The sequence below is a fragment of the Rhizobium sp. Root274 genome (genome assembly GCF_001429245.1).
Classification (GTDB): domain Bacteria; phylum Pseudomonadota; class Alphaproteobacteria; order Rhizobiales; family Rhizobiaceae; genus Allorhizobium.
The window spans coordinates 1,448,299-1,473,925 of sequence record NZ_LMJE01000001.1 but is presented as its reverse complement, the minus strand read 5'-3'; the positions used below and the strand labels follow the sequence as shown (position 1 = coordinate 1,473,925).

General features: G+C 61.9%; 27 protein-coding genes. 8 read left to right on the top strand and 19 right to left on the bottom strand.

Annotation, left to right across the window (positions count from 1 at the left end; genetic code table 11):
* Positions 1-26: 26 nt before the first annotated feature.
* From guaA to ASE36_RS07210, 13 genes are all read right to left on the bottom strand, one after another.
* Positions 27-1,589 carry a glutamine-hydrolyzing GMP synthase gene (gene guaA / locus ASE36_RS07270; protein WP_062277024.1) on the bottom strand — a complete coding sequence of 521 codons (1,563 nt, stop codon included), beginning with the start codon at positions 1,587-1,589 and terminating at the stop codon, positions 27-29.
* Positions 1,590-1,665: 76 nt separating this feature from the next.
* On the bottom strand, positions 1,666-2,304 hold the full coding sequence (locus ASE36_RS07265) for a 5'-methylthioadenosine/S-adenosylhomocysteine nucleosidase (protein WP_062277020.1): 639 nt from the start codon (positions 2,302-2,304) through the stop codon (positions 1,666-1,668).
* Positions 2,301-2,750, bottom strand: coding sequence for a PaaI family thioesterase (locus ASE36_RS07260; protein ID WP_062277016.1), 450 nt, complete (start codon positions 2,748-2,750; stop codon positions 2,301-2,303). Before ASE36_RS07260 ends, ASE36_RS07265 begins: the two co-directional genes overlap by 4 nt.
* A gap of 67 nt (positions 2,751-2,817) precedes the next feature.
* Entirely contained in the window at positions 2,818-3,288 is a 471-nt protein-coding gene (locus ASE36_RS07255; protein ID WP_062278183.1) for a TspO/MBR family protein, read from the bottom strand.
* Between the two features lie 39 nt (positions 3,289-3,327).
* Positions 3,328-4,404: a DUF1513 domain-containing protein gene (locus tag ASE36_RS07250; RefSeq protein ID WP_062277013.1), complete on the bottom strand. Its 1,077-nt coding sequence runs from the start codon at positions 4,402-4,404 to the stop codon at positions 3,328-3,330.
* A 1-nt stretch (position 4,405) separates the two neighbouring features.
* Positions 4,406-5,524, bottom strand: coding sequence for an imelysin family protein (locus tag ASE36_RS07245; RefSeq protein WP_062277010.1), 1,119 nt, complete (start codon positions 5,522-5,524; stop codon positions 4,406-4,408).
* The gene (locus ASE36_RS07240; RefSeq protein ID WP_082510872.1) at positions 5,524-7,041 is read right to left on the bottom strand and encodes a di-heme oxidoredictase family protein; all 1,518 of its coding nucleotides are present in this window, start codon (positions 7,039-7,041) and stop codon (positions 5,524-5,526) included. Before ASE36_RS07240 ends, ASE36_RS07245 begins: the two co-directional genes overlap by 1 nt.
* 45 nt (positions 7,042-7,086) lie before the next feature.
* Complete coding sequence (locus ASE36_RS07235) at positions 7,087-8,367, bottom strand: imelysin family protein (protein ID WP_062277006.1); 1,281 nt, start codon at positions 8,365-8,367, stop codon at positions 7,087-7,089.
* 126 nt (positions 8,368-8,493) lie between these two features.
* A complete protein-coding gene (locus ASE36_RS07230) occupies positions 8,494-9,780 on the bottom strand; it encodes an RsmB/NOP family class I SAM-dependent RNA methyltransferase (RefSeq protein WP_062277003.1) in 1,287 nt (428 codons plus the stop codon).
* Between the two features lie 376 nt (positions 9,781-10,156).
* Complete coding sequence (locus tag ASE36_RS07225) at positions 10,157-10,519, bottom strand: septal ring lytic transglycosylase RlpA family protein (RefSeq protein WP_162244203.1); 363 nt, start codon at positions 10,517-10,519, stop codon at positions 10,157-10,159.
* A 369-nt stretch (positions 10,520-10,888) separates the two neighbouring features.
* On the bottom strand, positions 10,889-11,770 hold the full coding sequence (locus ASE36_RS07220) for an SDR family oxidoreductase (RefSeq protein WP_062277001.1): 882 nt from the start codon (positions 11,768-11,770) through the stop codon (positions 10,889-10,891).
* 3 nt (positions 11,771-11,773) lie between these two features.
* On the bottom strand, positions 11,774-12,928 hold the full coding sequence (queG, locus tag ASE36_RS07215) for a tRNA epoxyqueuosine(34) reductase QueG (protein ID WP_062276998.1): 1,155 nt from the start codon (positions 12,926-12,928) through the stop codon (positions 11,774-11,776).
* Positions 12,929-12,939: 11 nt separating this feature from the next.
* The gene (locus tag ASE36_RS07210) at positions 12,940-13,632 is read right to left on the bottom strand and encodes a glutathione S-transferase family protein (RefSeq protein WP_062276994.1); all 693 of its coding nucleotides are present in this window, start codon (positions 13,630-13,632) and stop codon (positions 12,940-12,942) included.
* Between the two features lie 145 nt (positions 13,633-13,777).
* Here ASE36_RS07210 and ASE36_RS07205 point away from each other — a divergent pair, with 145 nt between their 5' ends.
* Positions 13,778-14,584 (top strand): undecaprenyl-diphosphate phosphatase, encoded by an 807-nt coding sequence (locus ASE36_RS07205; RefSeq protein ID WP_062276991.1) that lies wholly within the window; start codon positions 13,778-13,780, stop codon positions 14,582-14,584.
* Between the two features lie 61 nt (positions 14,585-14,645).
* Here ASE36_RS07205 and ASE36_RS22850 read toward each other — a convergent pair whose 3' ends face one another.
* The 6 genes from ASE36_RS22850 to dnaN form a co-directional block, all read right to left on the bottom strand.
* Positions 14,646-14,804 (bottom strand): hypothetical protein, encoded by a 159-nt coding sequence (locus ASE36_RS22850; RefSeq protein ID WP_165826144.1) that lies wholly within the window; start codon positions 14,802-14,804, stop codon positions 14,646-14,648.
* Between the two features lie 194 nt (positions 14,805-14,998).
* Positions 14,999-15,979, bottom strand: a complete 981-nt coding sequence (locus tag ASE36_RS07200) for a complex I NDUFA9 subunit family protein (RefSeq protein WP_062276989.1) — start codon at positions 15,977-15,979, stop codon at positions 14,999-15,001.
* Positions 15,980-16,111: 132 nt separating this feature from the next.
* The gene (locus ASE36_RS07195) at positions 16,112-16,399 is read right to left on the bottom strand and encodes a DUF1330 domain-containing protein (protein WP_062276986.1); all 288 of its coding nucleotides are present in this window, start codon (positions 16,397-16,399) and stop codon (positions 16,112-16,114) included.
* Between the two features lie 26 nt (positions 16,400-16,425).
* Positions 16,426-17,130: an orotidine-5'-phosphate decarboxylase gene (gene pyrF, locus ASE36_RS07190; protein ID WP_062276983.1), complete on the bottom strand. Its 705-nt coding sequence runs from the start codon at positions 17,128-17,130 to the stop codon at positions 16,426-16,428.
* Between the two features lie 116 nt (positions 17,131-17,246).
* A complete protein-coding gene (gene pmtA / locus ASE36_RS07185) occupies positions 17,247-17,840 on the bottom strand; it encodes a phospholipid N-methyltransferase PmtA (RefSeq protein ID WP_062276980.1) in 594 nt (197 codons plus the stop codon).
* 108 nt (positions 17,841-17,948) lie between these two features.
* Positions 17,949-19,067, bottom strand: coding sequence for a DNA polymerase III subunit beta (gene dnaN, locus ASE36_RS07180; protein ID WP_062276977.1), 1,119 nt, complete (start codon positions 19,065-19,067; stop codon positions 17,949-17,951).
* Between the two features lie 222 nt (positions 19,068-19,289).
* On the opposite strand from dnaN, the gene rsmI reads away from it, so the two are divergent.
* The 7 genes from rsmI to ASE36_RS07145 all read left to right on the top strand — a co-directional run bounded on the left by rsmI (position 19,290) and on the right by ASE36_RS07145 (position 25,624).
* Positions 19,290-20,207: a 16S rRNA (cytidine(1402)-2'-O)-methyltransferase gene (gene rsmI, locus ASE36_RS07175; protein WP_062276972.1), complete on the top strand. Its 918-nt coding sequence runs from the start codon at positions 19,290-19,292 to the stop codon at positions 20,205-20,207.
* Entirely contained in the window at positions 20,204-20,572 is a 369-nt protein-coding gene (locus ASE36_RS07170; RefSeq protein ID WP_062276969.1) for a YraN family protein, read from the top strand. The genes rsmI and ASE36_RS07170 overlap by 4 nt, the downstream gene beginning before the upstream one ends.
* Before the next feature lie 135 nt (positions 20,573-20,707).
* Positions 20,708-22,006, top strand: a complete 1,299-nt coding sequence (locus tag ASE36_RS07165) for an extracellular solute-binding protein (RefSeq protein ID WP_062276966.1) — start codon at positions 20,708-20,710, stop codon at positions 22,004-22,006.
* Between the two features lie 169 nt (positions 22,007-22,175).
* Positions 22,176-23,057 carry an ABC transporter permease subunit gene (locus tag ASE36_RS07160; RefSeq protein ID WP_062276964.1) on the top strand — a complete coding sequence of 294 codons (882 nt, stop codon included), beginning with the start codon at positions 22,176-22,178 and terminating at the stop codon, positions 23,055-23,057.
* Positions 23,058-23,067: 10 nt separating this feature from the next.
* Positions 23,068-23,910: an ABC transporter permease subunit gene (locus ASE36_RS07155; RefSeq protein ID WP_062276961.1), complete on the top strand. Its 843-nt coding sequence runs from the start codon at positions 23,068-23,070 to the stop codon at positions 23,908-23,910.
* A 14-nt stretch (positions 23,911-23,924) separates the two neighbouring features.
* A complete protein-coding gene (locus ASE36_RS07150) occupies positions 23,925-25,037 on the top strand; it encodes a sn-glycerol-3-phosphate import ATP-binding protein UgpC (RefSeq protein ID WP_062276958.1) in 1,113 nt (370 codons plus the stop codon).
* A 95-nt stretch (positions 25,038-25,132) separates the two neighbouring features.
* Positions 25,133-25,624 (top strand): cupin domain-containing protein, encoded by a 492-nt coding sequence (locus ASE36_RS07145; protein WP_082510870.1) that lies wholly within the window; start codon positions 25,133-25,135, stop codon positions 25,622-25,624.
* The last annotated feature ends 3 nt before the right edge of the window (positions 25,625-25,627 follow it).

Here is a 25,627-nt window from a genome sequence, read left to right as displayed (position 1 = left end):
CCTCTGGACAGCCCCTTTTTATCGGATCATTCCCACTCGATGGTGCCCGGCGGCTTCGAGGTCACGTCGTAGACGACGCGGTTGATGCCGCGAACCTCGTTGATGATGCGCGTCGCCGCACGACCCAGAAATTCCATGTCGTAGTGGTAGAAGTCGGCGGTCATGCCGTCGACCGAGGTGACGGCACGCAGCGCACAGACGAATTCATAGGTGCGGCCATCGCCCATGACGCCGACGGTCTGGACCGGCAGCAGCACGGCAAAGGCCTGCCAGATCGCGTCGTAGAGCCCGGCCTTGCGGATCTCGTCGAGATAGATGGCATCGGCTTCGCGCAGGATGTCGAGCTTTTCGCGGGTAACGCCGCCCGGGCAACGGATGGCAAGGCCCGGACCCGGGAAGGGGTGGCGGCCGATGAAACTGTCCGGCAGGCCGAGTTCCTTACCGAGCACACGCACTTCGTCCTTGAACAGTTCGCGCAAGGGCTCGACGAGCTGCATCTTCATGCGCTCGGGCAGACCGCCGACATTATGGTGCGACTTGATCGTAACCGACGGACCGCCGGTAAACGAGACGCTTTCGATGACGTCGGGATAGAGCGTGCCCTGGCCGAGGAAATCGGCGCCGCCGAGCTTCTTCGCTTCTTCCTCGAAGGTCTCGATGAACAGGCGGCCGATAATCTTGCGCTTGGTTTCCGGGTCGCTAACACCTTCCAACTCGCCGACGAACTTGTCGACGGCATCCACATGGATGAGGTGCAGGTTGTAGTGTTCCTTGAACATGGCAACGACATCGGCTGCCTCGTTCTTGCGCATCAGGCCGTGGTCGACGAGGATGCAGGTGAGCTGGTCGCCGACGGCCTCGTGGATCAGCAGGGCCGCGACCGAACTATCGACGCCACCCGAGAGCGCACAGATGACGCGCTTGTCGCCGACCTGGGCTCGGATCTGCTCCACCGCCTTCTGGCGATAGGCATGCATGGTCCAGTCGCCCTTCACGCCGGCGATGTTCTGCACGAAGTTCTGGATGAGCTTTGCGCCATCGGGCGTGTGCACGACCTCAGGGTGGAATTGCACGGCGTAATACTTGCGCGCTTCGTCGGCGATAAAGGCGAAGGGCGCGTTGGAGGAGGTGGCGAGCACCTTGAAGCCCGGCGGGATCGCGGTGACGCGGTCGCCATGGCTCATCCAGACCTGGTGGCGCGAGCCGACCGACCACAGACCTTCGAAGAGCGCGCAATCCTGCTCGACCTCAAGGAAGGCGCGGCCGAATTCGCGATGATGGCCGCCTTCGACCTTGCCGCCGAGTTGGGCGCACATGGTCTGCTGGCCATAGCAGATGCCGAAGATCGGAAGGCCGCTGTCGAACAGCACCTGCGGGGCGCGCGGGCTGCCCTCATCCAGTGTGGAAGCGGGGCTTCCTGAGAGGATGATCGCCTTGGGCTTCAACCGGTTGAAGCCTTCTTCGGCGGACTGGAAGGGGACGATTTCGCAATAGACGCCGGATTCACGAACGCGGCGGGCGATTAGCTGCGTTACCTGGCTGCCGAAATCGACGATGAGAACACTGTCGGGATGTGCTGTCTGGGTCATGGCGAGCCTTTAAAGAAAAAGGGCCCCTGTTTCAATGGCAGAATGCCCGCAGCGCCTCGATTTTTTGTGCAGCCGCTCAGAACCAGAAGACGCCGTCTTCCAGCGCCGTCTGCAGGCCGTCGACGGCGAGCGCCAGCTTCTTGTCGATGACGTGCAGATACTGCGTCCAGTCGTCGATATGGTTGACGTCATGGCGGCCATCGGAAATGCCGCGCAAGCCGATGAGCGGCAGGTCGAAGGCGTGGCACGCCCTGAGGACGGCAAAGGTTTCCATATCGACCATGTCCGCCTCAACCGCCTGATAGGCAGCACCGGACACCACATTGGCGCCGGTCGATAGCGTCGCCACGGGAATGCCGGGGATGCGCAGCGGAAGTTCCACGACGGCGGGAAGATCGAGCAGCGGTGTCCTGCCTTTTTCGAAGCCGAAGGCAGACGCATCCATATCGCGGTAGGAGACGGCCGAAACCTGATAGACTTCCGTCTGTTCGAGTTTTGCCGAGCCGGCCGATCCAAGTGAAACGACAAGATCGGGAAGATCGTCCTGCACCGCAAGGCGCGTCAGCTCGCGGGTGAGAACGACGGCCGCTTCGACCGGGCCTATCCCGGTCATCAGGGGCGAAATGCGTGTGCGCAGGAAAACGCCGTATTCGGGATCTGCCGCCATGACGAACAGCACGTTGCGCCCGGCGACCGACTTCATCTCGAAACTCATTCGGAAATGCCCTCCCGTCCGCGAATGACCATCATCGTGCTGGTCATGGAGGCAATGAGCTTGGCCGGTCCATCGGTCAGGGCATAGCCACGACCGTCGGCGACGATGATGTTGGAGCCCGGCTTGGTGATCTCGCCGCGAAACAGGAAACGTTCGCCACGGCCGGGCGACATCAGGTTGACCTTGAATTCGATGGTGAGCAGCGAGGCTTCCGGCTCGATCACCGTATAGGCCGCATAGCTGCAGGCGGTGTCGAGCGCCGCCGAGATCACGCCGGCATGCAGGAAGCCGTGCTGCTGGGTCAGCTTGGCATCGAACCGGAGGTCGATTTCCACCACGCCCTGGCTGATGTGAGAGAGCTTTGCGCCAAGCGTTTCCATGGCGCCCTGGCGCGCGAAACTGCGGCGAATGCGCGCCTCGACGGTATCCGGATCGATTTCAGTCATGCCTCAAGCCCCTTCGGCCGGAAAGTGGCACGCCCCAAAGGGGCATGCAAGCGGCCAGAAGGGCAAATCAGTTCATCAGCGCAATGCTGAGATTGAGCAGGCTCGCGAAAGCGACCCAGGCCAGATACGGGATGAAGAGCAGCATGGAAACGCGGTCGATCGGGCGGGCCTTGATCATGAAGCCGATGATCGTCACCAGCATGCCGGCGATGACCACGAGCCCGAGTTCCGGATTGTGCAGGCCGAAAAAGGCCGGTGACCAGAGAAGGTTGAGCACCAGTTGGGCAAACCACAGCTTCATCGCTGCGGACTTTCGCGCGCGCTCCCAGATCCGCGCGCCTGCGATCCCGATCAGGATGTAGAGCACCGTCCAGACCGGGCCGAAGATCCAGGCCGGCGGATTGAAGAAGGGCTTCTCAAGCGAGAGGTACCAGTTGATCGGGCCGTTGCTGGTGCCCGGGCCGGACGAAAGACCGGAGAGGGTGCCGGCCCCGACGACCAAACCGATGAAGAGGATGTAGCGAACGATCTTTGACATGCGCGTCATCTAGGGCGCGTTTCGTGCCACGGCCAGTGGTCAGATGCGCACGATATGCTGATCCCAGGCGACCCGGTGCATCCGGTCGAGGAATTCCCCGCGATAGGACGACACGGCGAAACTCTCCGGCGAGGGCGCAATGCCTGCCGCATCGACGAGAACGGTTTCTGAAATGAGACGCCCGTCCTTGCCGTCGAGCACGGCCCAGAGCCCGTTTTTTGGCGAGGCGATGCCGACAAGACCCCGTTTGCGATTGACGGCGATCGCGCCGACATAATTGCCGAGACGGTCTGTCGTCGCATCGGGAAGGGAGACGAAGGAAAGGGCCTCGCCCTTGGAGAAATGCCCGACCAGTGGCGGCCGGTCGGTGCGCGACCCCTCATACTGGCAGGCGAACCAGATCTTGCCGTCCTCGGCGATATCGAGATGGCGGGTGGAGAGCTGGCGCAACTCGGCGGGCAGCGTGTGCTTCTGGATCTGGTCGCCGCTCTTTGCATCAACGAGCGCCAGAGAAGGCTCCATGTGGTCGAGATTGAGCTTGGTGCGGCCGAAATCCGGATGGGTCTCGATCCCGCCATTGGCGATGACGAGGATGCCCTCGGATGTGACCGTGATGTCATGCGTGCCGATGCCGTAAGCCGGCACTTCCCCAATACGCTCGAAGCCGGACAGACAGTCATAGATCCCGATGACGCCGGCATTGGCGTCGAAATCATTCTCGCTCGCGTAGAACAGCTGTCCATCGGGCGAAAAGGCGCCGTGACCGAAATAATGCCGCCCCTCCGGCGCCGAAATGATCTGCGGCTCGGCCCGGCGGGTGGTGTCGAAGACGACGGCGAAGGTTCCGGGACGCCGGGCGAAGGCGACGGAGAGACCGTTTGCCTTGCTGTGGCAAAGCCCATGGATCCGGCCGGGCAGGGCGATCTCCTCGATGAGCTCGCCGCTCTCGCTTACAAGGCCAATCGCAAAGCGGCCATCCGGCTGCATCAGCCCCGAGGCATAGACCGCATCCGCACGCTCCAGCGCAAAGGCGGCGCGTGGCGCAAGGCTGGCGACGAAAGCGAGGCCTGCGCCCCTCAGAAAGACGCGGCGATCGATAAGCGGAAGGGTGGGCATCTCAGTCCCCGTCGGAGAAGGAGAAACCGGCGGCTAGCCCGATCCCGCCGCCGAGATCATTGTTCAGCCGCAGGATCAGGTCGCGGCTGTTGAGCAGCAGGAAGTCGAGCTTGGCAACCTCTTTCGGCGTCGCCAGCGCCTTGGCGACATCGGGCTCGATATCGCCGGATACCCGCGACAGCGAATGCGCGACGAAGTCGACGGAGCTGACGACGGACCGGTTGTCTTCGGCCAAGAGGTCGACCATGCCGGACTGGGCCATCAGATCACGAATTGCCTCGATATTGGCTGTGATCGAGCGGAAGGTGTAGCCCGAGCGCCAGTAGATCGCCTGGCGCGGAAGGCCTTTGGCGGCATCGCCCTTGTAGAAATGCTCGATCCGCTGGTCGCGAACTGTCTCGGCAGCGTGAACGAGGACCCCGAGCAGTTCCTTCGCCGCCTCCGCTTCGTCGCGATAAACCGGGTTCTTCGGGCCGGGCGTCTTCCAGGCGGCTGCGATGCCGTCCGGCGCGTCCCAGGCTGCCGTCAATTCGGTCCCGAGACGCTTGAGATTGGCGGCGATCGCCTGACCATACTGGCAACGATAGGTGCCATCGGCAGCCTTCAGCGTCTCCGCGTCCGTGCCGAAGAGCACGAATTCCAGCGCGCCCAGTCCCTGCATGGCGACACTCTTGCCTTTCAGCGTATCGACGGAGGTCACACTCGGATCGGGCTTTGCGAGTGCGGCCTGCACCTGTTTCAAACCTGTGCCCTTGCGGTCGGGGAAGAACAGGATCCGCTCGAAACGGTTGTCGTCGAGCACGGGGCCGGCCCGGACGATCTCGACCCGCGACCAGGCTTCGATCAGGTCGCCGAATGTCGATTGCGCATTCAGCAGGCTCTCGGACGAGGGCGAAGCGCAGAGCGCGGCCATGGTTTTCTCCATGGTATCCGCTTCCTCGGTGAAATGGTGATAGCCGGGACGAATGAAGCCATCCACGGCCTTGGCCATGACGCCTGGCACCTTCGCAGTGTCGAGCACGCCGGGGGTGATCGGGCTTTCCTGCGCCATCGCCGGGCCCAAGCCGAGCGGCAGCGTCAGAAACGAAGTGAGGGCGATCCGAGCAAGAATAGTCCGCATCAGAGAGACTCCAGGAAAGTGATAAGGGCCTTTCGGTCCTTTGGGGCGGAAGCAGCAAAGAGATCCCGGGCCGCCGTCGCTTCTCCGCCGTGCCAGAGGATGGCTTCGGTGAGAGAGCGGGCGCGCCCGTCATGCAGGAAGAAAGTGTGTCCGTTGACGGCTTTTGTAAGACCGATACCCCAGAGCGGCGGTGTGCGCCACTCGGTTCCGGTGGCATCGCCCACGGTCTGCCCGTCGGAGAGGCCCTCGCCCATGTCATGCAGCAGAAAATCGGAATAGGGCCAGATCAGCTGGAAGGCCTGCGCCTTGTTATCGGCCTTGCGGCTGGTGACGAATTTTGGCGTATGGCAAGCGGTACAGCCGCTGTCGTAGAACAGCTGCTTGCCGCGCAGCACCTCGGCATCCCCGACATCGCGTCGGGCCGGAGGTGCGAGATTTTTGGCGTAGAAGATCACGAGGTCGAGCACCGGGTCAGGCGCCTCCGTATCGCCCAGCCGCGTTTGCACGCCGGTGGCGCTGGTTAGACACTGAACCTGCGCTGGCGTGCAGTCGCCGAAAGAACGCGGATCATCAGGCGTCGAAATGCCGATATCACCGGCAAAGGCGTTTGCACTCTGGTCACGCACGGATGCGTTTTGCGCCTTCCAGCCGAAACGCCCGAGCTTGATCTCTCCGGTCCTGTGATCGCGGGCGCGAGCCGCCTTGCCCGAGATCCCGTCGCCGTTGGCATCCTCCGGGTCTGCCAGGGCCAGGATATCCTCCTCGGCGATCGCCTCGATCAGGCCGAGACCGATCATCGGATTGGCAATGCGCGGCGATAGCGTCGTTGTCGGGTCAAGCGGGCCATAGGCGAGGTCGGAGACCGAATAGGTTGGGTTGCGTAGCATCTCGGTCTCGCCGCCGGCAAGCGTCACGGCCTGTTCGTCATAGCGGATCTGCATCCGCCCTTCGGCGCTTAAGCCCGGCACCGCCTGGTCTTGCAACTGCCCGCCATAAACCGGGTCCGGCAGGCTCATCACCTCCAGCGTCTCCAACCTTGCCCGCTCTTCCGGCGTCGCGGGATTGCGGGCGAGCCGCAAAAACATCGAGGTCGCATCGCGACCGCCCTCCGGCGGATGGCCGCGTCCGTCCTTCACATGACAGCTCTGGCAGGACCGTGCGTTGAACAGCGGCCCGAGGCCATCAGAAGCCTGGGTGGAGGAGGGGGAGGAGACCCAGAGCTTGGTGAAGAGCGCGTTGCCGAGCTTGAAATCCTGCTCTTCGGCAAAGGTGATGTTCGGAGCAAACTGCGAAAAGGCATCGCGGGAGACGCCATGCTGAGAGGTCCCGGCGCCGCCTTGTTTGATCTCGAAGGGTTCTGCTCTGGAAAAGTCGCTCGTCGGCTGGGTCACGGCCAGCACACGGGCGAGGTCTATTGCCGAGAGGTCGCTGCGTGTGGCCACGTCCCCGGCGCCCGATGGGATCGCTGTCGATATCAGCAGCGCGAGGCCGGCAGCGAGAGCGATCGGAGCTTTCATCGGGGGGATCGGGCCGTTCTGAACGGAACGGCCCGCCTTTGCTTCTTACTGGAACACGGCGCCAGGATTATCAAGGCTGTCGGAACCTTCAAGCTCGATCGTGCCGAGATCCAGCGACGCAATGACGCGCTGGATGGTCTGGGTCTGGTCGATCAGCCCGTCGATCGCGGCCTGCACGGTGGCATTGCCCTCGGCATTGCCTTCGCCGATCATCTGGTCATAGGCTTCGACGGTTTCGGCACGCTTGGCCATGGCATGCATCGCGTCCAGCGTCTTGGTCAGCTTGGCCTTCATCTCGGCGTCAAGTGCCGGATCCTTGGCGGCCACGAGTTCGGAGAGCGACGGGCCGGTGAGCTTCGTGCCGTCGGTGCGGGTGTAATCGCCGAGATAGGCGGACGCGATGCCGATGGCGTCGTTCAGGTGCGAGTTGTGCGTGTTGTCGGAGAAGCAGTCGTGCTCCTCTTCCGGGTCATGCAAGAGCACGCCGAGCTTCATGCGCTCGCCGGCCAGTTCGCCATAGGAGAGCGAGCCCATGCCGGTCAGGATGATCGACAACCCCTTCTTCTCGTCAGCCAGCACATTCTTCGTGGCGTCGCCTTCCGGCGCCCAGGCATCGACCATTTCCTGCAGGTCCTGCACGAGCAGCGTCGAGGCAGACTTCAGATAATCGGCGCGGCGGTCGCAATTGCCGTTGGTGCAATTGGCCTTGTCGTAATCGGTATAGGCGCGATTGCCGGCACCCGGGCCGGTGCCGTTCAGATCCTGGCCCCAGAGCAGGAATTCAATGGCGTGATAGCCGGTTGCCACGTTTGCTTCGACTTCGCCGGCTTCATGCAGCGTGTTCGCAAGGAAGTCGGGCGTGATCTTCGAGGCATCGACTTCTTCGCCGTTGATCTTGATCTTCGGGTTGGCGATGACGTTCGCGACATAAAGCGAATTCCCGTCGCTTTCGGTGCCGTAACCGGCGTCGACATAGTCGATCAGGCCTTCATCCAGCGGCCAGGCATTCACCTTGCCTTCCCATTCGTCGACGATCGGGTTGCCGAAGCGGTAGACTTCCGTCTGCTGATAGGACGGGCGAGCCGCAATCCAGGCGGCGCGGGCGGCCTTCAGAGTCTCGTCGCTCGGCTTGGCGATCAGGGCGTCGATCGCGGCATCCAGCGCCTTGGCCGTGGTCAGCGCGTCCTGGAATTTTGCCTCCGCGAGGTCGGTGTAATGCGTCAAGACCTCCTTGGCGGAGGGAGCGGCAAAGGCCGGGCCGGCGAAGATCGCAGCGGACGTGGCGAGCAGCGCGAAAGACGCGCCGAGGACGGATTTGCGGAACATGGTGTCTCCCTTCGGCGCCGACCTGGCGCCACGCTTTAAAACGGACGCCATGTCTTGGCCGAAAATCAAACTGGTGTCAAACAGTCGAGTATAAGAAGAACGCAATCTTCGAAGCCGTACGTGGCCTTACTTGCGCCGCATGCGACAGAAGAAGAAGCCGTCGGTATCCATGCTGGCGGGGCTCAGCGTCAGCGTCTTGCCATCGGCCGAGCGCGGCGCCGGTGCAGCGGCGCCAAAAAGTCGCTTCCAGTCGTCGAGCACGGGCACGATTTCAAAACCCGGGTTTTTCTCACAGAAGGCGCGCACTTGCCGGTCGTTTTCGTCCGGCAGCACCGAGCAGGTGACATAGACCAGCGAGCCGCCCGGCTTGACGAAGGCAGATGCCGCCGTCAGGGCTTCGTCCTGCTGGGTCACGCGCTCCTGCAGATTGCGATCGGTCAGCCGCCACTTGGTGTCGGGGCGCCGCCGCCAGGTTCCGGTGCCGGTGCACGGGGCGTCGACCAGCACGTGGTCAAAGCGTTCCTTCAGGCTCTCCAGCGCCTTGGCGCTGTCATGTACCTGCACGTTATGGGTGCCCGCGCGCTTCAGCCGCTCGATGATCGGCGCCAGCCGCTTGCGGTCGGCGTCATAGGCATGCACCTGGCCCTTGTTGTTCATGGCCGCTGCCATGGCCAAAGTCTTGCCGCCACCGCCGGCGCAGAAGTCAAGAACTTGCTGGCCCTCGTGGGGATCGACGAGATCGGCAACGATCTGCGATCCCTCGTCCTGAACCTCGAACCATCCCTTCTGAAAGCTCAGTTCGGCGGTGACATTGGGCAGCCGCGACGGGCCTTCGCCAGCGGGCACGCGCATCCCGAAACGGGCGATCGGCGAAGCTTTCGCGCCTGAGCGGTCAAGCGCCTTCAGCACCTTGTCTCTATTGGCCTTCAGCGTGTTGACGCGCAGGTCAAGGGTCGGGCGTGTGGCAAGCGCCTGGGCTTCTGCAAGCCAGTCGTCTCCGAAGGCTTCCTCGAAAGACGGCTGCACCCAATCCGGGATATCGCCCTGGATATGAAGTGGGGCAGTCGAAAGATCGCGGGAGGAGAAGGCCGCGATTTGCTCGGGAGAAAGCGGGGCAGGGGCGAAGTTGTCGCCTTCGAAACTCGCCGTGAGGGCATCGAGTGTCATGCCCCATTGCCGCAGCAGCACGGCCCAGCCCAGGGCCTGCGCGCTGTCGTCATCCATCAGCCAGGCGTGGGACAGCTTCATGCGAAGCGCGTCATAGACGATATTCCCAATCGCGGCGCGGTCGCCGGATCCGGCGAAGCGATGCGCGAGGCCCCAATCCTTGAGGGCATCGGCAACGGGACGGCGACGGGTCTCGATATCGTCCAAGACTTCGATCGCACCGGCAAGACGGCCGCCGAGACGCATGATCATTCTCCTCTGAAAGAAGAGAGCGTGGTAACGGCTGTCAGGGTCGAGGGCAAGCGCCTAGAGCCGTTCATTTTTAAATGGAAGCAGTTCTGCCGGAGCAGGTTTTCGTCGGGGCAGTGGCGATCGGCGAGGTGCATACCCGGATGTATGCGCGAGCCGATCGCCGCTGATCCCGGCGGAAAGATGCCCGGCCCCTCGGGTTAGCTGAAACGGGCCGCCTGATCGACCGGCCGGCTTGGCCGTAGGCTGTGGCTACGACACGCGCCGGCCGGTCGACCATGCGACTCCGTTTGAGCCAACAGAACTGATTCCATTTAGAAATGAACGGCTCCAAGCGTAATCATCCGCACACCGTAACGAGCCAGACGCAAGATCAGCCGATGATCTCGTAACAGACCTTTGCGTGACCCGAGCGAACCATGCCGATGTTCTGGGCGGCAGCCTTAGAGAGATCGAGCACACGGCCACGGATGAAGGGGCCGCGGTCATTGATGCGCACCACGACGCTCTTGCCGCTGCGGGAATTGGTGACCTTGACCTTGGTTCCAAACGGCAGGGTCTTATGAGCGGCGGTCATCGTTGCCGGGTTCATACGTTCACCGGAAGCGGTCTTCGAATGCAGCGCGTACCAGGAGGCACCACCGCAGGAAGACTTGGCATCTGCACTGTGAGGCGCGAAAGCACAGAGTGCAGCAATAGTTGCAACGGTGAAAATAGAGCGTCGGTTGATCGTCAAGTTTCATTTCCCTAGTCTTTGACACGAGCATTTTGTTGCGTGCTGACGGCTAGGCAGGGTCAAAAGTGGCAAAAACGTGCCAACCAACGATCACGAACTATCTCAGTCTGTAATATTCGTGATGGCGCAAGACGATGTCTTTACCTTAACAAATGGTAAGTAATTCGGAAAAATTGTTTGATTCCAGTCGGATTCCTGGAATGAAAATCCGAGGCGACTCGGAAACATCAGGATCACGGAATCCCGAAAGAAAAATTTTCCACAACGGCCATATTCGCTGCCTAAATTGTGGTGCGGAAGAGGCGAAGGCCCTCTATTTCAGCCATTTTGACCTCTTGCCACGCAAAGTTTGACTTGGGAAAACGGTTTTCAGGCCCTGTGGTTCCACCGGCCGGAGGCAAGTAACTCCTCCAGCGACACATGGTAGTTCTGGAACTTGAAGTTGAATCCGAGAGCCTTGATCTTGGCATTCGAAACGCGCTTGTTCTCACCGTAGAACGAGCGCGCCATGGGGGTTAGTTCGGCGGTCTCGAAGGCTTGCTCGGGTGGTGCTTCCATCCCCATCAGTCGGGCAGCTTCGGTCACCACGTCCTGCGGCGGCGAGGGTTCGTCGTCGGTGACGTTGAACACGCCGCCGGTCTTCGGCCCGGCCAGGAACGCCGTTGCCCCGGCGATGTCCTCGACCCGGATGCGGTTGAACACCTGGTCCTTCTTCACCAGTCGCCGAGCGGTGCCATTGGCAAGGTTCATGAAGGTGTTCCGCCCCGGGCCATAGATGCCCGAGAGCCGGAGGATCGCGAGTGGGATGTCTTCGGCTGTGGCGAGCCTCTGCCAGGCCTCTTCCGCCTCCACGCGCTCCACCGAGCGCACCGAAACCGGCTTCAGCTCCGACGTCTCGTCGACCCAGGCGCCCTGATGATCGCCATAAACGCCGACGGTCGAAAGATAACACACCCATTCCAGCTTCGGCATCGCAGCCTTCAGGCCGCGAGCACCGAACAGCCGCACCAGCGGATCGCCATCCGCGCCCGGCGCGATCGACTGGACGAGATGTGTGACGTCCTTCAGGGCGGCTTGGAGGTCTGGCGAAAGGCTGAAACCATCGAAGACGAAAGGCTTGATCCCGGCTGCCTCAAGAGCTGCCCCTTTTTCGGCGCTGCGCGTGGTTCCCGCCACCGAGGCGCCCTGTCCGCTCAACAGCCGGCCGATCGCCTTACCAGAATAGCCCGCCCCGAAAATCATCACACGCATGCGTCAGTTCTCCATCATCCATTCCAGCCGGACTGTCTCGTCCGGTTCTTGCTCCATGCGCGCCGTTCGCAAAGCCGCGAAGCCTTGTTCGGGCAACAGCCGCGACAACGCCCAAACGGCCATGCCGCGCACATCGGCAGAGGCATCGCCGATCAGCGTTTCGCAGGCGGGCACCAGATCGGCAGACCCGGAATTGCCCGCCGCTATCAGCACGTTGCGCACAAACCGGTCGCGTCCGATGCGCTTCACCGGCGAGCCGCTAAAGTAGGTGCGGAAACCGGCATCGTCCAGCGTCAGGAAGAAGGCGATTTCGGGGGCTTTTAGATCATCGCGCGCCTGGAGCTTCATCTCGCGGGCGCTCGCCGCGAACTTGTTCCAGGGACAGGCGGCGAGACAGTCGTCGCAGCCATAGATGCGATTGCCGAAGGTGGGGCGAAGCGCGGGGTCGATCCGGCCCTTGTGTTCGATGGTAAGATAGGAAATGCAGCGCCGTGCATCGATCTGGTAAGGCGCCGGGAAGGCATCCGTGGGGCAGGCGTCGAGACAGGCCCGACAGGAGCCGCAATGATCACGCTCGGGCGTGTCGATCTCCAGATCTTCAGTGGTGAACAGGCTGCCGAGAAACAGCCAGGAGCCGAAGTCGCGGCTGACCAGATTGGTGTGTTTTCCCTGCCAGCCGAGCCCGGCTGCGGCCGCAAGCGGCTTTTCCATCACGGGCGCGGTGTCGACGAAGACCTTCACGTCGGCGCCCGCCTTTGCGGCAAAGCGCGTGGCGATCTCCTTCAGCCGGCCCTTGATCACGTCGTGGTAGTCGCGGTTGCGGGCATAGACGGAGATGGCGGCCTTGGTGGGCTCGCTTTGCAAAAGGCGCGGATCTTCGTCGGGGCCGTAATTCATCCCGAACATCACGATGGAGCACACATCCGACCACAGAACGCGCGGATCGCCGCGTCTCTCCTTGGTCTCTTCCATCCAGCCCATGGTACCGTGCCGACCGGCTGCTACAAACTCAGAGAGCCGTCCCGGCGCTTCCGGAATGCTGTCGGGCAGGGTGATGCGGCAGACGTCGAAGCCTTGCGCGAGCGCTTCCGCGCGCAGGAAGCGCGTGAGGTCTTCCCGCCGCTTCCTGATCTTCAGATCGCTCTGCGGCTCGTCCATCGCAAGATCCGTCAGAAGTCGAGGTCGGCGTAATGCGAAACCGGCGTGATGCCGCGCACGCGTTCTGTGAGCAGCGGTCGGAAGGACGGCCGCGACTTGATCCGCTGGTACCATTCTTTCGCAACAGTAAACTCGTTCCAGTCGATCTCGCCGAGATAATCGAGCACCGAGACGGCGGCTGCAGCCGACAGGTCGCCATAGCTTAACCGCTCACCGGCGACCCATTGGCGCGAACCCGAAAGCCAAGTGAGGTATTTCATGTGATGGCGGATATTGCCGCGTGCCGTGCGCAGCACCTTGGAGTCCGGCGCGCCGCCGCCGAGACCATTGGGGATCAGCAGCTTGTGCACCCGCTCGCGCACCAAGGGCTTCGTCACGTCCTGTTCCATTTTCTGCAGGAACCACTCGACCAGCCGGCGGATTTCCGCCCGCTGGAACGGATCTTCGGCAAACAGCCGGCGATCGCGCTTCAGCACGCCATGCGTTTCGTCGATGAATTCGGAGATCACCACCGGGCCACAGAGCGCCCGCATATTGTCGTCGACATAGACGGGCAGCGTGCCGGCCGGATTGAAGGCGAGGAATTCCTTGCGCTTCTCCCAGGTCTGTTCTTCCACCAGGTCCACCTGGAAGCCGTACTCGGCCAGCACCAGACGGATGAAACGAGACGCGGTTGACATCGAATGATGATACAGGGTCGGCATTGTGACTCGGATTCTCGGATTTTTGTAAAGGCGCCTGACCGCGCGATTCGAGGCGACTGGTCATGATCTCGGCTTCCAAGCTATAGGTGCTTGGTTAAAGCAATACAAGCAAATCACTGACCGCCTTCCCCCTGACGGAGACCTCATGGAAGATCAATCAATTATCAGCGCGCTGGTGCTCGGCCTCATCGAGGGCCTGACCGAGTTCATCCCGGTGTCGTCGACGGCGCATGTCCTGCTCGCCGGCCATTTTCTCGGCTTCAAGTCGCCGGGCAACACCTTTGCCGTACTGATCCAGCTGGGCGCGATCCTCGCGATCCTCAGCGTCTATTTCACCAAGCTTCTGCAGATCGCCCTGTCGCTGCCCACGAGTGCTGCCAGCCGCCGCTTCGTCGGCGCCGTGCTCGTCGGCTTCCTGCCGGCCGCCGTCATCGGCGCGCTCGCCCATGATTTCATCAAGACCGTTTTGTTCGAAACGCCGATGCTGATCTGCGTGGTCCTCATCCTCGGCGGCTTCGTGCTGCTCTGGATCGATCGCAAGCCGCTCACGCCTCGCTATCACGATGTCACCGAATATCCGCTGTCGCTGGCGCTGAAGATCGGCTTCTTCCAGTGCCTGGCCATGATCCCCGGCACATCGCGTTCTGGAGCCACGATCGTCGGCGCGCTCCTGCTCGGCGCGGATAAGCGCTCGGCTGCCGAATTCTCCTTCTTCCTCGCCATGCCCACCATGGTCGGCGCCTTCGCGCTCGATCTCTACAAGAACCGCGATGCCTTGAGCTTCAACGATGGCGCGCTGATCGCAGTCGGCTTCATCGCCGCCTTCGTTTCGGCGATCTTTGTCGTCCGGTCGCTTCTGGATTTCGTCTCGCGGCGCGGCTATGCGCCCTTCGCCTATTGGCGGATCGCCGTCGGTGCGATCGGACTGGTGGCGCTGATCCTGGTGGGTTGAGCCCACAGGCACCGCGCAAAGAAAAGGGCCGTTCGATGCGGCCCTTTTTATGGAAGAATGTTCAGTTCGTCGCTGGAATGGACGCCGTGCTGCACGGGTCGATCCCATAAGCCGGGGTGCAATTGCCCTTGCGGGCAGCCACGGTGGTTGGGGCCACGAAGGAACCGGCGATGATCACCAATGCCGCACATGCAAAAAACAGTGCGATGGACTTGCCCATGAAATGCCTCTTGAGACTGTCGAAAAATGAATGGCCGGCGGATCAATCTCGCCCGGTGCTGCGGGCGAGTCTTTACGCATTGCTATGATCGCCATCAATAGGCGATCTTGCTTTATCCGCGGTTAACACGCGTCTTTCTTTAGCTGCGTCTTTTGTGCAACTCCGGCACAGAGGGTCGTGCGGGAGCGTGCCTGTCAGGCCGCCTTGCCGGAGCCGGCATACTGGCCGTGCGGCCTGTACTGGACGAGATAGGTCGGCAGGATCGAGGCAACCGTGACAGGCTCGATGCCGAGGCCTTCGAGCGTGCGACCTTCGGCCTTGGCGGCTGCCGAGACAACATTGTCCTTCTTCAGCAGCGTGACTTGGTCCGACGTGAGCGGTGGTGAAATCAGCGGGATCGCCGAGGCGATGCTGCCGATCAGTGATGCAAGGCCGAAGGGCAGGGTGATGAGCGAGCGCTTGCGACCGACAACCTCAAGCATGGTCTCCAGACATTGCTTGAAGCTCATGACGTCACGACCGCCGAGTTCGTAAATCTTGCCGCGGGCGATCGTACCGTCCACGCAGCGTGCAACGACCTCGGCGACATCCTCGACATAGACGGGCTGGAACTTCGTCTTGCCGCCGCCGACCAGCGGCAGGACGGGAGACAGCTGCGCCATCGCGGCGAACTTGTTGAAGAAGCCGTCTTCGGGTCCAAAGACGATCGACGGGCGCAGGATCGTGGCATCCGGCAGGATCGACTGGATCGCGGCTTCCGCCCGACCCTTGGTCGCGGCGTAGGACGACTCTGACTTCGCATCGGCGCCGATCGCGGAGATATGGGTGAGGGTCGCGCCGACCGAACGGGCGGCTTCCGCCACCGCGCGTGCGCCAAAATCCTGGACGGCGTCAAAGCCGTTGCGGCCGCTCTCGAACAGGATTCCGACGCAGTTGACGACATGGTCTGCACCCTGGACGGCCTTGTCGACCGAGGCGCGGTAGCGCAGATTGGCCTGGACGAAGGAAATCTGGCCGACATTGCCGAGCGGCTGCAGGAAACCTGCGAGATCAGGACGGCGCACCGCGACGCGGATCCGATAGCCGCGCTTGGCGAGCGCCCTGACAACATGCCGCCCGACGAAACCCGAGCCCCCGAAGACGGTGACAAGCGGCGGTTGGTTGGACAAGGTCATGGACGGGCTCCCCTGAACGGTGCGGCGCACGCGGCGCATATGATATCAGCGCCCCTCTTAGCCGAATCGCTTGGCCGGGGAAAGGGCAGATCAGCCTGTTCCGGCAGGACAAAGAGCCTCAGGCGCAAGAGCTCAGACGCCCTCGACGACCACCATCTCGGCATCGGCCACTTCCTGGCGGATCTTGGCGGCAATCTGGTATTCGGGCGAGTTGTAGCAATCGACCGCTGCCTGATGCGACGGGAACTCGATCACCACGTTGCGGGCGCGCACCTGGCCTTCCAGCTGGGTATAGGCGCCGCCTCGGGCGAGGAAAGTCGCACCATATTTCTCGAAGGCCGGCTTTGCCGCTGCGACATAATCCTTGTAGCGCTCCGCATCGCGAATATCGACGCGTGCGATCCAATATCCCTTAGACATGCTGTCCTCCCTGAAATGCTTTTTGTTTAGTGTGCCGTGCCGAGTGCTGCATCCATCTCGGCCAGAATGGCGAGTGCGGCCGCCTTCGGATCGGCAGCCTTGACGATCGGGCGAGCGACGACAAGGTGGCTCGAGCCGGCCGCAATCGCGTCCGCCGGCGTCATCACCCTCTTCTGGTCGCCATGATCGGCGCCGGCAGGGCGGATGCCAGGCGTCACGATCGCCATCTTCGGCCCAAGGATCTGGCGCACGGCGCTTGCCTCCTCCGCCGAGCAGACGACCCCGCCCATGCCAGCGATGCGCGCCTGTTCGGCGCGCTTCAAAACCAGCGTGTGCGGATCATATTCATAACCGGCATCGGTTAGGTCCTGCTCGTCCATCGAAGTGAGCACCGTGACGCCGAGCAGGCAGAGACCGGAGCCCTTGGCTGCTTCCACGGCAGCCTTCATCGCCTTTGGATAGGCATGCAGTGTCAGCATCGTCATGCCCATACGGGCGATGTTCTCGACGGCCGAGGCAACCGTATTGTCGATGTCGAGCAATTTCATGTCGAGAAAGACCTGCTTGCCGTCCTTGGCGAGGTCGCGGGCAAATTCCAGCCCGCCGGCAAAGGCGAGCTGATAGCCGATCTTGTAGAAGGAGATGCTGTCTCCGAGCGTGGTGACCACGCCCTCCGCATCGGCGACGGTCGGAACATCCAGTCCGACGATGAGACGGTGACGTGCGCTCAAGACAAAGACTCCTGCCAGATCGAGACCGACGTCAACTCGCACGACACGCACTGAATCGCAAGCACGACCAAGGGAGGGCGGACCGTGATCCCCTGTTCATATATGAAGAATGTCGCTCACGCCTGGCGGTAGATCCACAGCTGCGCCGGCGGGATGTTGCGCACGATGAAGTCGAAATGCTGGATGTGGTAACGATCCGGCTTGGCGATGATGGGTGAGACCGGGCCATAGGTGATCTGTACCACCGGGCGACCTTCGGGAATGCGCGACAGAAGGTCTTCGAGCAGCTGGATGCGCGCTTCCATCGGGAAGCTCAGCATCGGAACGGCAGAGATCACGCAATCGAAGGTCTGGTCGGCTAAGGCACCCAGCGAGGTCTTCAGATCGAAGGCGTCGCCATGAATGAAATTCACCCCGACATAATCCTCGACCAGCCGTTCATAGAAGTCGCGCGAATATTCGACCGAGACGATCTTCTCCGGCGACACGCCGCGCGCGAGGATCTGCTTGGTGATGACGCCGGTGCCCGGGCCGAGCTCAAGAACGGGGAGGCCAGAGGCCGTATCGATGACGCTCGCCATCTTGCGGGCGGTGACGGAAGAGGTCGGCACGATGGCGCCGACCTGCTTGGGCCCCTGCATCATTCCTCGAAAGAAGCGGATTTCTTCGTCGAACTTCTTTTCGAACCGTTCCTTCAAGCGCAGTGCCATCATTGTCTCCGTTCCTGACCGCAGTGACTCAACTCGTAAGCCGACTTTGGCGCGAATTGTCGCAAAAACAAGATCAGATGACGCCGAGAGAGAAGAATCCGCGAAAAATTATACGCGCATCGGCATCAGGACGTAGAGGGCGTCGACGCCGGCCGTGTCGCGAATGAGCGTCGGGGAGCCTGCATCGGCCAGAAGGAAGATGGCGTCGTCGCCAGACAACTGGCTGGTGATATCCAGCAGATATTTGGCGTTGAAGCCGATTTCCATCGCGTCGTTCTCGTAGCCGACAGCCACTTCTTCCGTCGCACTTCCCGAATCCGGGTTGTTGACGGTGAGCAGCAGCTGGCCATCGGAGAGCGCCAGCTTCACGGCGCGGCCACGCTCGGACGAAATGGTCGAGACTCGGTCGACGGCACGGGCGAAGGTCTGGCAATCGACGCGCATTTCCTTGTCGTTCGCCTGCGGAATGACGCGCTGATAGTCGGGGAAGGTGCCGTCGATCAGCTTGGAGGTCAAAACGACCGAGCCGATGGAGAGGCGGATCTTCGAGTCCGAGATCTCGATACCGATGATCAGATCCGGATTGTCGATCAGCTTCTGCAATTCGCCGACCGTCTTGCGCGGAATGATGATGCCCGGCATGCCCTCGGACCCCGAGGGCGCATCGACATCGGCGCGCGCCAAACGGTGACCGTCGGTCGCAACCGCGCGCAGCTTAAGGGCGCCGGAGGCTTCGATCGTGTGCAGGAAGATACCGTTCAGGTAGTAGCGGGTCTCTTCAGTCGAGATCGCGAACTGGGTGCGATCGATCAGCATCTTGAAGTCGGCCGCCTTCATCTTGAAGCTGTGGCTGAAGCTTCCGGCGGTGAGATCCGGGAAATCGGACTGCGGTAGGCACTGCAGCGAGAATTTCGACCTTCCCGAAGCGACCGTCATGCTGCCACCGTCAGGCGTGGTGGCGAGCAGGACTTCCGATCCATCCGGCAGCTTGCGCACGATTTCATAGAGCAGATGCGCGGGAACTGTCGTGGCTCCGGCCTGCTCCACCATCGCCGGCGTGCTTTCGGTGATCTCAAGATCGAGGTCGGTCGCCTTCATGTCGAGCGCTGCCCCTTCGGCCTTCAACAGGACGTTCGACAGGATCGGGATCGTGTTGCGACGCTCGACCACGCGATGCACATGGTTCAGCGACTTGAGGAGATTGGACCGTTCAAGAGTTATACGCATGAGACGCTACCGCTTTCGACGTGTCGTCATCCGGAGGCCCGGATGGAAGAAGGGCCGGCCTTAAGCCCGGGCCGGACGATGTGGACGGGCAAAATGGCAGGAAACGAACCGGAAAAGCAAGAGCCTCCAAGGTTTTCCACGCCCATGCACACCTGAGCCTGACAGAATGGTTTATGGCCGGGCGCCCTTGTAGAAGATCGGGGCGTGGAGGATAAAGACGCCATGACAGATCATGACAAATCCGAAGCGCAGGCGCCGTCCGCCAAGCGCTACCGCCTCAACGACACACTGGTGCCCGCCCGCCCGCTGGAGCCGGCGCTTTACTTGGTCGCGACCCCCATCGGCAACCTGAGCGACATCACGCTGAGGGCTTTGGAGACGCTGGCCGGCGCCGACGTGGTCGCCTGCGAGGACACCCGCGTCACCCGCGTTTTGCTCGATCGCTACGGCATCGAAAATCGCCCTTACGCCTATCACGAATACAATGCCGACGAGGCGGGAGCCCGGCTTCTCGCCGCGCTGGACGCCGGCAAATCGGTGGCCCTGGTCTCCGATGCCGGCACACCGCTCGTCTCCGATCCCGGTTATCGTCTCGGTCAGTTGGCGATCGAGGCCGGCCATCGTGTCGTGCCGATCCCGGGTGCGTCTGCGCCGCTCGCCGCCCTTGTCGGCTCCGGCCTGCCCAATGATGCCTTCCTCTTCGCCGGCTTCCTGCCGACCAAGGACAAGGCCAAACGCGAACGTATGAAGGAACTCGCCAAGGTGCCGGCCACGCTGATCTTCTTCGAATCCCCGCACCGTATCGGCGATACGCTTAACGCTGCCGCCGAGGAACTCGATGCCAGCCGCCCGGCCGCCGTCTGCCGCGAACTGACCAAGACCTTCGAGGAATTCCGCCGGGGCACGCTGGGTGACCTCGCGGCGATCTATGCTGACAAAGCCGTGAAGGGCGAGGTGGTGCTGGTGATCGGCCCGCCGATGGCGGATGCCGCTCCAGATGCGGCCGACGTCGACAGTCTGCTCGCCGAACTCGCCGGCACCATGCCGACCGCCAAGGCGGCTACCGAAGCAGCCAAACTGACAGGTCTGCCGCGCAAGGACCTCTATCAGCGCCTGCTGGAACTCAAGGGGGCCGCATGAAGCGGCAAGGCGCGGATCGAAAACGCATCCGCGCCGAAAGGCTGGGCCGCTGGTCGGAATATCGCGCAGCGGTCGCGCTCCTTCTCAAGGGATATCGCATCCTCGCCTTCCGCTACCGCACCCGGGCAGGCGAAGTCGACATCATCGCCCGCCGTGGCGATCTCGTCGTTTTCGTCGAAGTGAAAGCGCGAAAGACCGTCTCATCCGGCGTCGATGCCGTCGGCTGGGAGGCCCAGCGGCGCATCCACAATGCCGCAGATCACTGGATTTCCAGGCAGTCCGACGCGACAAAACTGTCACTTCGCCATGATATCATCGTGGTGCGGCCATGGCGCTGGCCGACGCACCTGCCGGGTGCGTTCTAGCTTCGTTTCGGCTTCGTTGTGGAAAACTCGAAACCCGTCTTTTGTGACAGGTCTGTCACGAAACATTCAAGTGGCTGTCATCGATCAGCCCTAATGCAGGCCTCACCGCAACAACCGGTGGAGAGGATCTGTCCCATGATCAAGAAGATTTCCCTGGCCGCTCTGGCCCTGACCATGACCGCATCGACGACGCTTGCCGCGACCAACATCACCTGGTGGCACGGCATGGGTGGACGCAACGGCGAAGTCATCAACGAGCTCGCCCAGAAGTTCAACGCCGCCCAGAGCGAATGCGCCATCACGCCCGTTTCCAAGGGCTCTTATGAAGAAGCCTTGTCGGCCGGCATCGCCGCCTTCCGCTCTGGCGAGCAGCCGAACATCCTGCAGGTCTTCGACGCAGGTGCCGCGACCATCATCAATTCCAAGGGCGCGACCATTCCGGCTGAAGACCTCCTCAAGGACAACGGCTTTGCCTTCGACCGCAATGCCTTCATCGAAGGCGTTCGCTACTTCTACGCCGACTCGGACGGCAAGTTCGTCGGCATGCCGTTCAACTCCTCGGCCCCGATCATGTACATCAACGACGAAGCCCTGAAGAAGGCCGGCGTCGAAGCCCCCAAGACCTGGGAAGAGTTCGAAGCCATCGCCCCGAAGCTGAAAGAGGCCGGCTTCATCCCGCTCGTCCAGTCGCAGCTGACCTGGCAGTTCACCGAGAATTTCTTCTCGCGCAACAACATCCAGTTCGCCTCGAACAACAACGGTTATGACAGCGTCGTCGACACCACGATCAACGTCACCGACGAGCGCCACGTCATGATGTATGACAAGCTCAAGGCCTGGTACGACCAGGGCCTGTTCGGCTATTACGGCGCGGCCTGGAACGACAACCAGAAGGTCTTCGAAGAAGGCAAGGCTGCTCTCTGGATCGGCTCGTCCGGCTCCTTCGGCGGCCTGCAGAAGACCGCGACCATGCCCTTCTCGGCAACCTTCCTGCCATATTGGGGCTCGATCGAAGGTGCTGGCGTCCACTCCTTCATCGGCGGCGCTGCTCTCTTCGCCATGTCGGGCAAGTCGGCTGAAGAAAACAAGTGCACGGCCTCCTTCTTCAACTTCCTGACCTCGACCGAGATCCAGAAGTTCTACCACCAGGCCACCGGTTACGTCGCCATCACCAATGCTGCCTATGAAGCGGCCAAGGCGGAAGGCTACTACAATGAGAAGCCCGCCGCTGAAATCGGCATCAAGCAGCTGCAGCTGCCGGGCGCCGAGTGGGATAAGGGCTATCGCCTCGGCTTCTACCCGCAGATCCGCTCGGTGATGGAACGGGAATACAACCGCATCTTCGCCGGTGAAACCACCCCGAAGGAAGCCATGGAAACCATCAAGAAGGAAGCCGACGAGCTGCTCGCCCGCTTCGCCAAGACGGCCGGCTGATCATCCCCGGGCGATTGCCCCTCACCCCACCCTCTCCCCGCAGGCCGGGAGAGGGTGTGTAGACGCTGCGGCATCGCCCTTCTCCCCGCTTGCGGGGAGAAGGTGCCGGCAGGCGGATGAGGGGCTCCCGTTCCATGCGGGAGGCCCCTTCTTCTCGAAAGACACCACCATGAAGCGCGTCCAGTTCAATTCGCGATATCTGCCCTATCTGTTCCTGCTGCCGCAGTTCGTGATCATATCGATCTTCTTCTACTGGCCCTCCGCCCAGGCGATCACCTCGTCCTTCTACATCGAGGATCCCTTCGGCTTCGGCTCGAGCTTTGTCGGTTTCGCCAATTACTCGGATGCGCTCGCCTCGCCGGAGTACCGCAAGATTGCCGGTTTCACGGTCGCCTACAGCCTGATCGTCACCACGCTCGCTTTGTCGCTCGGTCTCCTGCTCGCTCTAAAGGCTGATGCGGTGATCAGAGGCAAGTCGGCCTACAAGACGCTGCTGATTGTCGTCTATGCCATCGCCCCGCCGGTCGCCGGCCTGATCGGCATGATGTTCTTCGACCAGCATATCGGCCCCTTCGTCAAATTCGCCGCCCTGTTCGGCTGGGACATGAAGGTCGGCCTCAACTATTTCGACACGGCCTTTGCCATGGTCGCGGTCGCGGTCTGGAACCAGATCCCCTACAACTTCATCTTCTTCCTCTCCGGTCTGCAGGGCATCCCGGCCTCGATCCGCGAGGCAGCCGCCATCGACTGCAAGTCCGGCACGCGGCGCTTCTGGACGGTGATCCTGCCGCTCCTCACCCCGACCGCCTTCTTCCTGCTGGTCATCAACATGACCTATTCGTTGTTCGATACCTTTGCCGTCATCGACGTCATCGTGAAGGACAAGCCGGCCAACAACCCGATCACGCTGGTCTACAAGGTCTATCTCGATGGCTTCCGCGGCAACGATCTCGGCTCGTCTTCGGCCCAGTCGGTCATCCTGATGTTGGTCGTCCTGGTCCTTACCATGATCCAGTTCCGTTTCATCGAACGCCGCGTCCATTACGGTTGAGGAGAGCGCCATGTACCGCACCAAATTCTTCGACCATCTGATCCTGATCGCGGGCGTGATCTTCATGCTTGGACCGCTGGTCGTCGCCTTCACCACCTCGACCCACTCCGCTGCCGAAATCCACACCCATGGTCTGATGCTGTCGATCGGTGATGACTTCACGTCGACCTATGACAAGGTTCTATTCAAGTCCGGTGGTTTCACCGGCCAGGTCACGGGCCTGACCATGGCGATGAACTCGCTGATCCTCGGCTTAGGCTTTGCCATCGGCAAGATCGTGCTGTCGATGCTGGCGGCCTATGCCATCGTCTATTTCCGCTTCCGTTTTGCAACGCTCGCCTTCTGGCTGATCTTCACCACGCTGTTGTTGCCGCTCGAAGTGCGCATCATGCCGTCTTACAAGGTAATGAGCGATCTGGGTCTCTTGAATAGCTACCAGGGCCTAATCCTGCCGCTCCTGGCCTCGGCCACCGGCACCTTCTTTTTCCGGCAGTTCTTCAAGTCCGTGCCCGACGAACTGCTGGAGGCCGCCCGCATCGACAATGCTGGCCCCTTCAAGTTCTTCGTCGATATCTTGCTGCCGCTCTCGCGCACGATGATCGCCGCAGTGTTCATCATCATGTTCGTCTATGGTTGGAACCAGTATCTCTGGCCCATGCTGATGACGACAGACGAGAGCTTCTACACCCTGATGCGCGGCATCAAGCAGATCCTCCAGGTCTGGGTCGGCGCGCAGATCCCCGATTACAACGAAGCCTTTGCCATGGCCGTGCTCGCCATGCTGCCCCCCGTTATCGTGGTGGTCGTGTTCCAGAGCTGGTTCATCAAGGGCCTCACCGAAACCGACAAGTGAGAGAGGAGCGCAACATGGCTTCCATCGATATCAACGAGGTCTGCAAGATCTACGACAAGGGCGGCGCCAAGGCCGTCGACAGCGTCGACATCCAGATCGAGGACGGCGAGTTCATCGTGCTCGTCGGCCCCTCCGGTTGCGGCAAGTCCACGCTGCTGCGCATGGTGGCGGGCCTTGAGGCGATCTCGCAAGGCACGATCTCGATCGGCGACCGAGTGGTCAACGAGGTCGAGCCAGCGGACCGCGACATCGCCATGGTCTTCCAGAACTATGCGCTCTATCCGCATATGACGGTCTACGACAATCTGGCCTATGGCCTGAAGAATCGTGGCACCCCGAAAGAGGAAATCGCCGCGCGTGTCGCCGAAGCCGCCAGGATGCTGGAGATCGAAAAATATCTCGACCGCAAGCCGCGCGCACTCTCGGGCGGCCAGCGCCAGCGCGTCGCCATGGGCCGCGCCATCGTCCGCAAGCCCGCTGTCTTCCTTTTCGATGAGCCACTCTCCAATCTCGACGCCAAGCTTCGAGTCTCCATGCGCGGCGAAATCCGCAAGCTGCAGAAGCGCCTGAAGACGACCGCGATCTATGTCACCCACGACCAGCTGGAGGCCATGACGCTCGCCGATCGCCTGGTGGTCCTGAACGGCGGCCGCATCGAGCAGATCGGCACCCCGCTTGAGGTTTACAACCGTCCTGCCTCCACCTTCGTCGCAAGCTTCATCGGGTCTCCCGCCATGAACCTTCTCGACGGTGAGGTCGAGCACGGACGGCTGATCGTCGGCGTGGCTCCCCTCGATATTCCAGGTGATCTGCCGGAAGGCCCGATCCGCATCGGCCTTCGGGCCGAGGATCTCGTGGTCGCGGAACCGGACGAAGCCCAGTTCGTGCTGTCAGTCGACTACGTCGAGGAACTCGGCGCTCAGCGGCTGGTCCACGGTTTGGTGGGCGATCAGATGCTCACGGTAATCGTCTCGCCGAACGCGCCGCTGACCGGCCGGCTGCCGGTCAGGATCGCGCCTGAAAAGCTGCATTTCTTCTCGGCCGATACCGATAAGCGCATCGAGCCGGTAACCGCAGGAGAGGCGCCCGCGCCTGTCAGGCAGGCTCCTGTTCCAAGCTTTGCCTGAGCGCTCCCGATAGATTGCATTTGAGCAATCTGACAAACCGGGTTTTAGCGGCTTCTGGATAAGCTTCTCCCCGATTTGCTGTGTGGGGGAACCTTATGCCTGTGAAACTGCTCCTGGCCGGCATGGCCGGTCTGATGCTCGCAACGCCACGCCGCCGGAGCGAAAGCCCGGCTGCCATGGTCGCCGCGCATGGTGATCACCTCGCGCTGAAGGCTGCCCCGATCAATCCGGAATGGATCATCCGCGGCACGCCGCTCGCCCGCATCGGCGAGCACTCCACCAGCGCTGATGAAGCAAGCTCTACTGCCGTCTGGGATTGCACGGCCGGCGAATTCCGCTGGTACTTCGGCTGGGATGAAACGGTCGTCATCCAGGAAGGCGAAGTGCATGTGACCGACGCAGACGGCGAAGAGCGCCTGCTACGGGCCGGCGACATCGCCTATTTCCGTGGCGGCACCTGGGCAACCTGGCGCATCGACAACTATGTGCGCAAAGTGGCATTCCTGCGCAAACCCTTCCCCGGGCCCATTGCCATGCTCTATCGCCTGCGCAACGCCCTTCGCCAGGGAAAGTTCTCTGCCCTCTGAACA